12 protein-coding genes are annotated in these 12793 nt (G+C 71.5%); 5 read left to right on the forward strand and 7 right to left on the reverse strand.

Annotated elements, in window-relative coordinates:
• Window positions 1-56: 56 nt before the first annotated feature.
• The 3 genes from ACUKCB_RS16975 to ACUKCB_RS16985 form a co-directional block, all read right to left on the reverse strand.
• The gene (locus tag ACUKCB_RS16975) at window positions 57-833 is read right to left on the reverse strand and encodes an LOG family protein (protein WP_473036582.1); all 777 of its coding nucleotides are present in this window, start codon (window positions 831-833) and stop codon (window positions 57-59) included.
• 103 nt (window positions 834-936) lie between these two features.
• Complete coding sequence (dapE, locus tag ACUKCB_RS16980) at window positions 937-2001, reverse strand: succinyl-diaminopimelate desuccinylase (protein WP_473041045.1); 1065 nt, start codon at window positions 1999-2001, stop codon at window positions 937-939.
• A gap of 177 nt (window positions 2002-2178) precedes the next feature.
• Window positions 2179-3015 (reverse strand): 2,3,4,5-tetrahydropyridine-2,6-dicarboxylate N-succinyltransferase, encoded by an 837-nt coding sequence (locus ACUKCB_RS16985; RefSeq protein ID WP_473036583.1) that lies wholly within the window; start codon window positions 3013-3015, stop codon window positions 2179-2181.
• Between the two features lie 335 nt (window positions 3016-3350).
• Between ACUKCB_RS16985 and ACUKCB_RS16990 the strand changes: the two genes are divergently transcribed.
• The gene (locus ACUKCB_RS16990; RefSeq protein WP_473036584.1) at window positions 3351-4253 is read left to right on the forward strand and encodes a hypothetical protein; all 903 of its coding nucleotides are present in this window, start codon (window positions 3351-3353) and stop codon (window positions 4251-4253) included.
• A 60-nt stretch (window positions 4254-4313) separates the two neighbouring features.
• Here ACUKCB_RS16990 and dapC read toward each other — a convergent pair whose 3' ends face one another.
• Both dapC and fdxA read right to left on the reverse strand, forming a co-directional pair.
• Entirely contained in the window at window positions 4314-5429 is a 1116-nt protein-coding gene (gene dapC / locus ACUKCB_RS16995) for a succinyldiaminopimelate transaminase (RefSeq protein WP_473036585.1), read from the reverse strand.
• Between the two features lie 120 nt (window positions 5430-5549).
• Entirely contained in the window at window positions 5550-5870 is a 321-nt protein-coding gene (gene fdxA / locus ACUKCB_RS17000) for a ferredoxin (RefSeq protein WP_014908468.1), read from the reverse strand.
• Between the two features lie 184 nt (window positions 5871-6054).
• Here fdxA and ACUKCB_RS17005 point away from each other — a divergent pair, with 184 nt between their 5' ends.
• The 3 genes from ACUKCB_RS17005 (at window position 6055) to ACUKCB_RS17015 (ending at window position 9005) form a co-directional block, all read left to right on the forward strand.
• A complete protein-coding gene (locus ACUKCB_RS17005; protein ID WP_473036586.1) occupies window positions 6055-6312 on the forward strand; it encodes a putative acetyltransferase in 258 nt (85 codons plus the stop codon).
• 162 nt (window positions 6313-6474) lie between these two features.
• Complete coding sequence (locus ACUKCB_RS17010; protein ID WP_473036587.1) at window positions 6475-7836, forward strand: hypothetical protein; 1362 nt, start codon at window positions 6475-6477, stop codon at window positions 7834-7836.
• 89 nt (window positions 7837-7925) lie between these two features.
• Window positions 7926-9005, forward strand: a complete 1080-nt coding sequence (locus tag ACUKCB_RS17015) for a site-2 protease family protein (protein ID WP_473036588.1) — start codon at window positions 7926-7928, stop codon at window positions 9003-9005.
• 19 nt (window positions 9006-9024) lie between these two features.
• Here ACUKCB_RS17015 and ACUKCB_RS17020 read toward each other — a convergent pair whose 3' ends face one another.
• Entirely contained in the window at window positions 9025-9492 is a 468-nt protein-coding gene (locus ACUKCB_RS17020) for a hypothetical protein (protein ID WP_473036589.1), read from the reverse strand.
• Between the two features lie 93 nt (window positions 9493-9585).
• A complete protein-coding gene (mshB, locus tag ACUKCB_RS17025; RefSeq protein WP_473036590.1) occupies window positions 9586-10452 on the reverse strand; it encodes an N-acetyl-1-D-myo-inositol-2-amino-2-deoxy-alpha-D-glucopyranoside deacetylase in 867 nt (288 codons plus the stop codon).
• Between the two features lie 99 nt (window positions 10453-10551).
• Between mshB and ACUKCB_RS17030 the strand changes: the two genes are divergently transcribed.
• Complete coding sequence (locus ACUKCB_RS17030; RefSeq protein WP_473036591.1) at window positions 10552-12768, forward strand: S9 family peptidase; 2217 nt, start codon at window positions 10552-10554, stop codon at window positions 12766-12768.
• Window positions 12769-12793 lie beyond the last annotated feature (25 nt).

Genomic DNA, 12793 nt, shown 5'->3' on the forward strand with positions numbered 1-12793 from the left:
TCCTCGGACCGGGAGCGCGCCCCGCTCGGGGCGGGCCCCGAGCGGGGCGCGGCGGGTCAGCTGGAGGGTCCGGCCTCCGCGCGCTCGAACTTGCTCTCCAGGTGCAGGTGCGCCTCCTGGATGACCCGGACCGCCTCGTCCGGGTCGTCGGTGACGTGGAGCAGTTCCATGTCCTTCTCCGCGATCAGGCCGTGCTTGAGCAGACTGGACTCCACCCAGTCACGCAGGCCGCCCCAGAACTCGGTGCCGACCAGCACCACGGGGAAACGGGTGATCTTCTTGGTCTGCACCAGGGTGATCGCCTCGAACAGCTCGTCGAGCGTCCCGAAACCCCCCGGCAGCACCACGAAGGCCTGTGAGTACTTCACGAACATCGTCTTGCGGACGAAGAAGTACCGGAAGGTCATCCCCATGTCGATGTAGGAGTTGAGCGACTGCTCGAAGGGCAGCTCGATGCCGAGCCCGACGGACAGGCCGCCCGCCTGCTGGGCACCCCTGTTCGCGGCCTCCATCATGCCCGGGCCGCCACCGGTGATGGTGGCGTAACCGGCGTCGGCGAGTTTGCTGCCGACCTCGACACCCAGCTCGTAGTACTCGGTCCCGGGTTTGATCCGCGCGGAGCCGAAGACACTCACCGCGGAGGGGAGCTCGGACAGCAGTCCGAAGCCCTCCACGAACTCCGACTGGATGCGCAGCACCCGCCAGGGGTCGGTGTGCACCCAGTCGGAGGGGCCCCGCCGGTCGAGGAGCCGCTGGTCGGTCGTGGTGTCCGGGATGGCGCGGCCGCGGTAGGTGAGTGGTCCGGCGCGCCGGACGTCTTCTTCTTCCGTCATGCCCGTAAAGCTATCCACCCTGGGCGAGCTCACACTCGAACGACATGTGACACGCGGATGACCGTTGTCGGCCGCACCGGTGCTGACCGGTGGCGGAGCCGGTTCAGCGCCGGCCGGTGAGCCAGGCGGCCATGCGCTCCTGCGCCACACGGATCTGCGGGATCTCGGCGTACTCGTCACGGGTGTGGGCGAGCATCGGGTCCCCCGGGCCGTAGTTGACCGCGGGTACACCCAACTCGGAGAAACGGGAGACATCGGTCCAGCCGAGCTTGGCCCGGGCCCGGCCCTCACCGACCGCGGTGACGAACGCCGCCGCCGAAGGATCGTCCAGACCGGGGCGTGCCGGCGCCGAGGAGTCCGTGACCGTGACCTCGAAACCCTCGAACACCTCACGCAGGTGGGCCTCGGCTTCCGCCGGGGACAGGTCCGGGGCGTACCGGTAGTTCACCCGGACCACGCACTCGTCCGGGATGACGTTGCCCGCCACGCCGCCCTCGACGAACACCGCGTTGAGGCCCTCGTGGAAGGTGAGGCCCTCCACCTCCGGCTGACGGGGCGTGTAGGCGCGCAGGACGTCCAGGATCGCGCCGGCACGGTGGATGGCGTTCTCGCCCTTCCAGGAGCGGGCGCTGTGCGCACGCTTGCCGTAGGCCCTCACGTCCACGCGCATGGTGCCCTGGCAGCCGCCCTCGATCACCCCGTCGGTGGGCTCCATCAGGATCGCGAAGTCGCCGGCCAGCCACTCCGGGTGGTTCCTGGACAGGCGCAGGAGACCGTTGCGGACGGCGTCGACCTCCTCGTTGTCATAGAAGACGTAGGTGACGTCGTGTACCGGCTCGGTGACCAGAGCGGCCAGCCTGAGCTGGACGGCCACCCCCGCCTTCATGTCGGAGGTGCCGCAGCCGTAGAGGCGCTCGCCCTCGACGTGCGAGGGGACGTTGTCGACGATCGGCACGGTGTCGAGGTGTCCGGCGATCACCACCCGGCGCTCACGGCCGAGGTCCGTCCGGGCGACGAGGGCGTCACCGTCCCGGGTGACGGTGAGGTGGGGCAGGGTCGACAGGGCGCTCTCGACCGCGTCTGCGAGGGCCTTCTCGTCGCCGCTCTCGGAACGGATGTCCACGATGGCGGCGGTCAGATCCGCCACGTCCGAGGTCAGGTCCAGCATGGTCTCGCCCCGTTTCGGTGAGGTGTGTGGGTCGTCGTGGGGTGCGGTGCGCGCACGCACCCCCGCGGTGTGCGGTGCGCGCACGCGACACGTGGCCAGCCTAGAACAGACGACGGGGCGCCCTCCCGTGGCGGGAGGGCGCCCCGTTCGCCGGTTCGTACGGCCCGGGCGTCGGCGTCAGGCGTTGACGCCGTGCTCGCGGAGGAGGTCGTTCAGGGCGAGCTTGTCGTGCTCCTGACCCTCCTCGAGGCGCTTGAGCACGAGCAGGACCGGCATGCCGAAGTCGCCGCCCGGGAAGCTCTTGGTCCGGTTGGCGGTGACGCACACCGACCAGGCCGGAGCCTCGCCGCGGGGCAGTTCCTCACCGGTCTCGGCGTCGAAGACGCGCGTGGAGGAGGTGAGGATGGTGCCCGCACCGAGCTTGGCGCCCCTGCGGACACGGGCACCCTCGACAACCATGCTGCGCGAGCCGAGGAAGGCTTCGTCCTCGATGACGACCGGGGAGGCCTGCGGCGGCTCCAGCACGCCGCCGACGCCCACACCGCCGGAGAGGTGGACCTTCTCGCCGACCTGGGCGCAGGAACCGACGGTGGCCCAGGTGTCGACCATGGTGCCGGAACCCACGTAGGCGCCGATGTTGGTGAAGGACGGCATGAGGACGACGCCCGGGGCGAGGTAGGAGCCCCACCGGGCGATCGCGCCCGCGACGACGCGGACGCCGTCGAAGCGGGTCTTCAGCGGCATGCGGTCGTGGTAGTAGAAGTCACCGACCTGCGACTCCTTCATGTCCAGGACCTTGAAGCCGAGGAGGATGGAGCGCTTGGCGCGCTCGTCGACCACCACGTCGTCCGTGGCGGGGTCGACGAAGGCCACGCGGGCCTTGCCCTCGTCGATCTGGTCGATGGCGCCGGTGATGATCTCGCGCGCATCGGTGTGGCCGGGGGTGAGTTCGGAGCGCTGCGCCCAGAGTTCGTCGATCTGGTCGGGCAGCGGACTCTTGTACGAGCTGGTCATGTGAACCCACGTTAGCCGCTCCCGGGGAGTGCGGCGCATGCGCCCCGCCCGCCCGGGTTGAGCCTTTCACCACTCCGGCGGGCGGCCGACGGCCCGAGGGCGGGCGAGGGAGTGCGGGGCGGGCGCACCGGGCACCGCAGCGGCCCTCGGCGAAGCCGACCGGAGGGTTCCCGTGGGAGTTCGCAACGCCGACTACAATTTCGCCGAGGCTCGCCGGGGACCGCCCCCGGACACCTTCGACAGGATCCCGGCGCGCCCCGCGCACCACCGCCTCCGGACCCTTCCCGGGACCGGGCCCGGTGCGCTCCACCCGTTCGCCGACCCTTGGTTCGCCCGTGCCCAGTAAACGCAGGAAGTTCTCCGCGTTCGCCAAGATCCTCCTCATCCTCACCTTCGTCTGCGGCCTGTTCGTCGCCGGGGGTTACTACGTGCTGACCACCTTCGAGCCCCTCGACACCGAGGAGGAGCCCGAGCCCGGTTGCCGTCTGGGGCTGGCGGACGGACGCTACGAGATGGAGGTCGCCCAGGCCGTGAACGCGGCGACCGTGGGCGGTGTGGCCTTCAGCCGTGACCTGCCGGAGGAGGCGGTGACGGTGGCGTACGCGACGGTGTGGCAGGAGTCCACCTTCTACAACGTCGAGTACGGCGACCTGGACTCCCTGGGCCTGTTCCAGCAGCGCCCCTCCCAGGAGTGGGGCGAACCGGACGAGATCCTCGACCCGGTCTTCGCCAGCAGGTCGTTCTACGACAAGCTGGCGCAGGTGAACGGCTGGGAGGGCCTGCCCGTCTACGAGGCCGCGCAGCAGGTCCAGCGCAGCGCCCACGGGTTCGCCTACGACCAGCACGAGGAGCTGTCAGCCGACATGGCGGAGGTGTTCACCGGACGGGCCGGGCCCTCGGTGACCTGTTGGTTCGACGCTGAGACCGTGGAGGGGATGCAGGTCTCGGACGCCGACGTCGCGGGGGCACAGGAAGAGATGGCCCGCGTGTTCGGCACCGACCCGGCCCAGCTGCCCGTGGACCCGGAGAGCAGCAGCGGGAGCGGGAGTGTGGGCCGAACGGGTGACCTGGGCTGGGCGATGGCGCTGTGGGCCGTGGCGCACGCCGAGGAGTACGGGATCACCTCGGTGACCTATGAGGACCAGCGGTGGCAGGCGTCCAACGGGGTGGACGACGCCGAGGAATGGTCCCGGGTCGAGGAGGACCAGGCCACGGACGGGCGTGTGGTGCTGCGGTAGGGACGGCCGGCGCCACCGGGGCGTGGTCGGGGTTCGCCGAACCCCGACCACGTTCCGCCGCTACGCCCCGGAGCCGAGGCGTTTCACCGCGGCTTCCACCCGTTCGTCGGTGGCGGTGAAGGCCACCCGCACGTGGCCGTCACCGGCGGGACCGTAGAACGTCCCCGGGGCGACCAGCACTCCGAGTTTGGCGAGGGCGCCCACGGCGCTCCACGAGTCGTGGTCGGGGTGACTGGCCCACAGGTACAGGCCCGCGTCGGAGTGTTCGATGGTCCAGCCGGCGCTTTCGAGGGCGGAGCGCAGTTCGGTGCGGCGGGCCCGGTAGGTCTCCTTCTGGCGGGCGGCGTGCTCGTCGTCGTCCAGGGCAGCCTTCATGGCTGCCTGGACGGGGGCGGGCACGATCATCCCGGCGTGTTTGCGCACGGCGAGGAGTTCGGAGACCAGGTTGGGGTCGCCCGCGACGAAGGCGGCGCGGTATCCGGCGAGGTTCGAGCGCTTGGACAGCGAGTGCACGGCCAGGAGGTTGGCGTGGGAGTCGCCGCACACGTTGGGGTGCAGGATCGACACGGGGCGCGGATCGGTCCAGCCGAGGTCGAGGTAGCACTCGTCGGAGGCGACGATCGCGCCCCGCTCCCTGGCCCACGCCACGACCTTGCGGAGGTGGTCGACGCCGAGCACGCGACCGGTCGGGTTGCCGGGCGAGTTCACCCACACCAGCTTCACGTCGGCCGGGCCGAGCGAGGTGAGGCCGTCGGAGGCGACCGGGGTGGCACCCGCGATCCGCACGCCCACGTCGTAGGTGGGGTAGGCGAGTTCGGGGTGGACGACCGTGTCGCCGGCGCCCAGGCCGAGCAGGGTCGGCAACCAGGCCACCAGCTCCTTGGAGCCAACCGTGGGCAGGACCGCGCCTTCGGCGACGTGTACCCCGTGGCGGCGTTCGAGCCAGTCCTCGATCGAGGCCCGCAGCTCGGGCGTGCCCCAGGTCGTCGGGTACCCGGGCGAGTCGGCCGCGTCGGCGAGGGCGCTGCGCAGACTGGCGGGCACCGGGTCGACGGGGGTGCCGACGGACAGGTCGACGATGCCGTCGGGGTGGGCCGAGGCCGTCCTCTTGTACGGCGTCAGCCGGTCCCACGGGAAGGTCGGGAGCCGGTCGGTCACCGGTCGCCGTTCACCCATCGTGCACTCTCCATCCTGTATCTCACACAACAGTGTCGTGCCGACCCCCGGCCGGGGGTCGGCACGACACGTGCACGCCACGCAACCTCTGCGCCAAGGGGATGCGGTGGTGGGTTGCTGCTATTCGGCCTGCGGAGGCAGCTTGGCGACGATCGGGTGGTCGCGGTCGATCTTGCCGACCTTCGAGGCACCGCCGGGCGAACCGAGGTCGTCGAAGAAATCGACGTTCGCCTTGTAGAACTCGGACCACTGCTCCGGCAGGTCGTCCTCGTAGTAGATGGCCTCGACCGGGCAGACCGGCTCACACGCACCGCAGTCAACGCACTCGTCCGGGTGGATATAGAGCATGCGGTCGCCCTCGTAGATGCAGTCCACAGGGCACTCGTCAATGCACGCCTTGTCCAGCACATCAACACAGGGCTGCGCGATGACGTAGGTCACGTCGTACTCCTTGTCTCACCCCCGCTTACCCACGGGGGAGGCGGGGACCTTCAGAGTTCCCCGGAGCCGCTCCCGACGTGCGGGCGCCGTTCGCGGTCCGGGCTCTGCAAGCGATTGGCACAGATGTCGTCCTCCTAGTATGGCGTCGTAGAACACCCATCGCACACTCGGGGGTCGGGATTTCATGCACTTGCGCGGGCAACTGGTCCACAGGATCGTTCCGGAGGACCTCGGACGACGTGTCTCCGTGCGAATCACCCTCCCCGAGGGAGGATTCACCGATATCGTCGGGGTAGTCGAATCCTGGGCCGAAAACGTGCTCACACTACGCAGGAGGGACGACTCGACGGTGGAGGTCGCCGAGTCCGACATCGTCGCGAGCCGTGTCGTCCCCCCGGTTCCGCCGCGTCGGCGCGGCGGGCGCCCTCCACAGGCGCCCTGAGCGTTCGTCCAGGCATTCTTCGGTCTTTCCGGGGTAGGAGAGGCTCAGCCCCGGCACGGTGGTTCCCCCAACCGCGGCCTCGGGCGGACAACGAAGCACCGGGCCCGGCCGTCCCACCCCTGACGGACCGGGCACGAGGTACGCGGGGAGGTGGCGCCCATCATGAGGGAGGCAGTCGCGTCCGCCCTCGCCGAGCTGGCCCGGCGGGACGAGCGGGCCGCCGACATGGCGCGTCTGGCCCTGGACACGCTCGCCCCCGAGCAGGAGATCCAACAGCTGAACCAGCACGCCGTGCAGCGTTTCTGCTGGTACGAACTCCCCATGCGCTTCCAGGACTCCGCCGACGACCGGCTGTTCGCGGTGCGCTCCCTGGGCCACCTCCTCCAGCTCCTCAAGCTGAACCGGTACGCGCAGATCTGTTCGGCCCCCGAGACCGCCACCCTGCTCACCCTCTACGACTCCGACCACACCGCGGGCCTGGCCATGTACGAAAGGCTCATGTGGGAGTCCGGGGTGGAACCGCCCGACCTGCCCGAGCTCACCTGGGGCACCGCCGTCGGCGACGTCGAACTGCACGCCCGCCGGGAGACCGCGGCCGCCCTCGAACTCGCGATCTCCCTGGGCGACATCCGTCCCGGCAAACGCGGTTGGCGCCCCGCCCAGGAACGGTTCGCGCGGTCCTTCCTCACCCAGCCCGACCTGCGGGGGCTCAGCCACCTGGACCGGATCCGGGAGGAACGGGTACGCGCGTGGATGTCCTCGTCCGCACACCCGCACCGGCAGCGCCTGTGGCCCCTGGTGGGGCAGATCATCGCCGGGGCGGACGTGCCGCGCGGTTCCGCCGCCGCCATGGCGCCGCTGCAACGGCTGCTGGACCTGGCCGCGGACGGGATCGCCCTCACCCAGATCGGTTACATCTCCCCCGGTGTGGTCCGGCAGATGTGTGAGGACTTCGGCTGGTCCACCTCACCCGAGCCGCCGCGCAGCGAGACCGACGCCACCCAGCTCATCTCCCTTCACCAGGTGCTGCGGACCATGCGGGCCGTGCGCCGTTCCGGTCGTCGGCTCGAACTCACCCGCCGGGGCCAGCAGCTGCGCGAGGACCCCGAAGCGCTGTGGCAGGCGGCCACGGAGACCCTGTGCCGGACCGGCGGCTTCGAGCAGGCCGCCGCGGAGACCCTGCTGGGCATGCTGCTGGCCCGTTCCCCGCAGGGCCTGGGATCGCACGCCCGGCGCGGGATCTCCGACGCCGAGGCCGCCGAACGGGTGCTGACCGAGTCCGGTTGGCGCCCCGTGGAGCCGCCGGTCGCCGCGGGGCGGCACGCGGCCGCGCACCGGCGCGCCGCCGAAACCGCCTCCGACCAGGTGCGCGCGATGGTCATGGCGGTCGGCTGGCTGTTGGAGGCACTCGGTCTGGTGGTCGGGAGCGACAGCGACGGCCGCCGGGAACTCACCCCACAGGGGAGGGCGTTCGCGGTGGCGTGCCTGCACAAGTCCGCGGTGGCGCCCCGCGCGGTGGTCTGACCGCCCCGCGCCTCGCGGCACCCGCTGCGAAGAGGTTCGGGCCAGGGCCTAACCTGGAGCGCGAACCACCCGCGACCAGCAGGAGCACCATGCCCACGCCCGAGCCGCCGCAGAAGGCGGAACCCGACGACGTGACCGTTCCCGACGCCGAGAGCTCGGACTCCGGCGACGGGGCACACGTCGCCGACCCGTGGGAGCAGATGCCCGACGACGCCCTGAACGCCGCCGGGGTCGGCGCGGAGCGCGCAGAGGGCCCTGACGGTGACGGCGGGGCGGTGAGCACTCCGGCGTCCGGGGAAAGGGCTTCGGGCGGGGAGAAGGCTCCGGACGGGGACGCCGACGAGGACACGGGCGGGGAAACCACGCCCAGGCAGGAGAGCTGGGCGGACTTCCTGCCCAGCCCGGTGTTCGTCCTGCTGCTCGGACTGACCGGGTTCGCGGGGTGGCTGTCCTGGCGCGCCGTGGAACTGGACTGGGCCGCCGAGGGGACGGCCGTCACCCCGTTGATCCCGCCGCTGCTCATCCTGCTCGGCTGGATCGCGTCCGTGGCCGTGCACGAGTTCGCGCACGCCCTGACCGCCTACCTGGCCGGGGACCGCTCCCTGCGCGGTAGCGGCTACCTGCGGTTCAACCCCTTCGTCTACCGGGAGGCCTTCGGCGGTCTGGTGCTGCCCTCGGTCTACCTGGGGCTGGGCGGGTTCGGCCTGAACGGGCCGCCCACCTACGTGGACTGGGAACGTGTCCCGACCCGCGGCCGCCGCGTCATGGTGGCGCTGGCCGGTCCGCTGGCCAGCCTGCTGCTGTCGGCCGCGCTGGCGCTCACCGTGTCACTGTTGGTGCCGGTCGGCCAGGACAGTGTGAACTGGGCGATCTCCGCGATGGCCTTCCTGTCCTTCGCCAACCTGACCAGCGCGCTGGTGAACCTGCTGCCGTTCCCGGGCCTGGACGGGTACCACGTCCTGGCCGCTTTCCGGGGCGCCCGGTGGACCGGTTTCGTCAGGGCCAACGGCCTGTTCTGCTCGATCGCGGTGTTCGCGGTGCTGTGGCTGCCGGTGGTCCGGGACCTCTTCGACACCCTGGTCTACACCCTGTTCGACCTGGTCCTGCCGAACCCGAGCGTCCCCGGGATGATGTTCCACGGCAAGCTGCTCCTGCAGTTCTGGGCCTAGGCCGGACCCCGGTCCGGTTCTAGGCCCGGTCCGGCTGCGCGGCGGGGGCGGGCCGCACCGGAAGCACGACACTGCGCACCACCCCGGCCGCGAGGGCGGCCATGGAGCCGAACAGGAAGAGGTAGTTGACCAGCTTGGCGGAGAAGACGATGTCGCCGCCGGGCAGGTAGCCGAGCATGCCGAGCAGGGCCACCACGTAACCGACCGCGAAGCCCAGGGCGCCGGACTGGCGACGGCTCCCCCACCCGGCGAGACGGCACACCGCGTACAGCAGCACCAGGAAGGCGAGCACGGCTACGACGCTCCCGGCCTTCACCGCCGCCCCCAGGTTCCAGAAGTGGGCGAGCCACCCCATCCCGAACCCGGACAGCACCCCCACGGTCAGGCCCGCGACGAGCAGGACCGCGAAGGAGAGCACGGTCATCGCCGAGGACACGAACGGGTGCGGGCGGCTTTGCGGCGTCTGGGCCGTTTCAGGAGTGGTCACGGAAGACGAGGGTAGGCGCTCCGGGGCGGGGGCGGAGCCGCTCCCCGGACGTGTCGTCCGGTCCGGCCGGGACCGCGGACCGGCCCTTCGGGTTCACAGGCCGGCGAAGAGGTCGGTCTCGTAACCGTCCTCCCCGGCCTTGGGCGGCGGACCCATCAGCAGGGTGAAGTGTTCGACGGCGTCGATCTCCTGGGCGATGCCGTTGGACAGCGCGAACCGTTCCCCGTCCACGGTGATCTGGGTGGCGTGCGCCCGCATCGCCAGGGCCTTGGCCGCCCAGTGGTCGGTGGCGTCGACGCGGGTGGTGACGACCTGGTCGGGGGTGCCCCGGGCGATGTCCGACACCTCCCGGGGCGGGGTGAAGGGCCCCGCCTCCTCGTTGAGCCGGGCGATGGACTCCTCGATCCGGGAGATCGGCTGGGCGATCGCGTAGAGCTTGCCGACCTGCCAGGGCGTGCCGGGCATGGCCCGCTCGTTGGCCTTGGCGCAGGCCCGCCGGGTGACCCGGTGGGCCTGGATGTGGTCGGGGTGGCCGTAGCCGCCGTGCTCGTCGTAGCTGACCAGGACGTGCGGACGGACCTCGCGGATGATCTCGGCGAGGCGTCTGGCCGCCTCCTCGACGTCGGCTCCCCAGAAGGCGCGGGGGTGCCCGTTGGCGGGGCCGCCCATCATCCCGGAGTCCCGGTAGTGCCCGGGGCCGCCGAGGAAACGGTGGTCCCGGACCCCCAGGGCCACACAGGCCCGGTCGAGCTCCCCGACCCGGTACTCGCCCAGGGTGTCCTCGCGGTCGGAGGTCAGGTGTGCGAGGTCGGCGGGGATGACCTCGCCCTCCTCGCCCAGGGTGCAGGTCACCAGGGTGACCTGGGCCCCCTCGGCCGCGTACTTCGCCAGCGTGGCACCGGTGACGATGCTCTCGTCGTCCGGGTGCGCGTGCACCATCATCAGTCGCCTGTCCATCACCCAGCGAACAATACCGGCCGGATGCGCTCTTCCCGGCCCAAACGGCCGCACCGGCCCGCCCAGGAGCGGGAGCCGCGTGGAATGGGCCACAATCTGCGTATGAGCTTTCCTCGCCAACAGGCCCGAACCCAGCGCTTCACGATCGGAGTCCCCCGCGCGTTCCAGATCTCCCCGGACGGGTCGCGCGTCACCTTCCTGCGCGGGCGCAGCGGCACGGACAGGGCGACCTGTCTGTGGCTGTACTCCGCCGAGGCGGGCACCGCGACGGTCCTCGCCGACCCCAGGGAACTCGGCGCCGACGACGAGAACCTGCCGCCCGAGGAGCGGGCCCGCCGCGAGCGGATGCGCGAGCACGGCGGCGGCATCGTCTCGTACACGGTGGACAACGCCTTCACACGTGCGGTGTTCACCCTGTCCGGCCGGGTGTTCTACGTCGACCTGGTCGGCGACGACACCGAACCGCGTGAGCTGCCGGTGGCCAGCCCGGCCGTGGACCCGCGGATCGACCCGGCCGGCGACCGGGTGGCCTATGTCCACCGGGGCGCGGTCCGGGTCGTCGACCTCGCGGACAACGGCGACGAGGACCGCGACCGGGTGCTGGTGGAACCGGACGGAGAGAACGTCACCTGGGGTCTGGCCGACCTGGTCTCCGCCGAGGAGATGGGGCGGGTGCGCGGTTTCTGGTGGTCGCCCGACGGCGGCTCGCTGGCGGTCAGCCGGGTGGACGAGTCCGAGGTGAACCGCTGGTTCGTGGGCGACCCGAACCAGCCGGGGCAGGAACCGCAGCCGCTGCGCTACCCGGCGGCCGGGACCGCCAACCCGGACGTGCGGTTGGCCGTGCTCCCCGTACCCTCCGCGACCGCCTACCGGCGGGACGGCCGCCCCGAACCCACGCCGATCGAGTGGGACCGCGGGGAGCTGCCGTACGTGCCCACCGTGGCCTGGACCAGTGGCCCGGACGGCAACCCCGTCCTGGTGTTCACCGCGCAGAGCCGTGACCAGCGCACCCTCAGCCTGTTCAGTGCCGACCCCGCCACCGGGCTGGTATCGGCCACCCGGACCGAGAGCGACGGCGTGTGGGTCGAGATCATGCCGGGCGTGCCGGACTTCACCGCCGCGGGCGAGCTGGTGTGGATCGGCCGTGAGAACGGTGACGGCGAGCGCCGGGTGTACGTGGGCGAGCGCGCGGTCAGCCCCGCGGGTGTGTACGTGCGCGGTGTGGTGGGCGTGGACGGCGACCGGGTGCTGTTCTCCGGCTCGCCGGGGGGCCGCCCCGGCGACCAGTCGCTGTGGCTGGCCGACACCCGGCTGGGCACCTGCGCCCCGGTGGAGCTGCCGGACGGTTTCGGGTCGGCCGGGGGTACCGACGACGGGCACGGGGGTGTGCGCTCCGGTCGGTTGCGCGGTGACACTCTCGTGGTGCAGCACCGGTCCCTGGACTTCACCGGGGTGCGGACCCTGGTGGTCCGCAACGCCAGCACCGAGACCCGCCGCACCCACGGTGAGATCGAGAGCCTCGCCGAGGTTCCGGAACTCCCGGACCCGCGGGTGGAGTCCTGGCCGGCCGGGGAGCGGAAGATCCCGACCGCGCTGCTGCTGCCGTCCTGGTACCGCGAGGGCGACGCGCCCCTCCCGGTTCTGGTCGCCCCCTACGGCGGCCCGCACGCCCAGCGGGTGCTCAACGCCCGTGGCGCGTACCTGTCGTCCCAGTGGTTCGCCGAGCAGGGGTTCGCGGTCCTCATCGCGGACGGGCGCGGCACTCCGGGTGTGGACCTGGCCTATGAGCAGGCGGTCCACCACGACCTCGCCGAACCGGTCCTGGAGGACCAGGTGGCGGCGCTGGAGGACGCGGCGAAGCGGTTCTCCTGCCTGGACCTGACCCGGGTCGGCATCCACGGGTGGTCGTTCGGCGGGTACCTGGCGGCGCTGGCGGTGCTGCGCCGCCCGGACGTGTTCCACGCGGCGGTGGCCGGAGCCCCGGTGATCGACTGGGCGCTGTACGACACGCACTACACCGAGCGCTACCTGGGGACCCCGCAGGAGCAGGAGGAGGTGTACGCGAAGACGTCGCTCATGGCCGACGCCGCCAAGCTGGAGCGGCCGCTGATGCTGATCCACGGCCTGATCGACGACAACGTGGTGTTCGCGCACACCCAGCGGATGTCCGAGGCCCTGCTCGCCGCGGGGCGGCCGCACACGGTGCTGCCGCTGGCGGGCGTGACCCACAGCCCGTCGGACCCGGTCACCGCGGAGAACCTGCTGCTGTTGCAGGTGGACTTCCTCAAGGAGAACCTCGGGGGCGGGCGGGGCGAATAGCGACTGGTCCTTGCCCGAGCCGGCG

The sequence above is a fragment of the Nocardiopsis moroccensis genome (assembly GCF_055763695.1).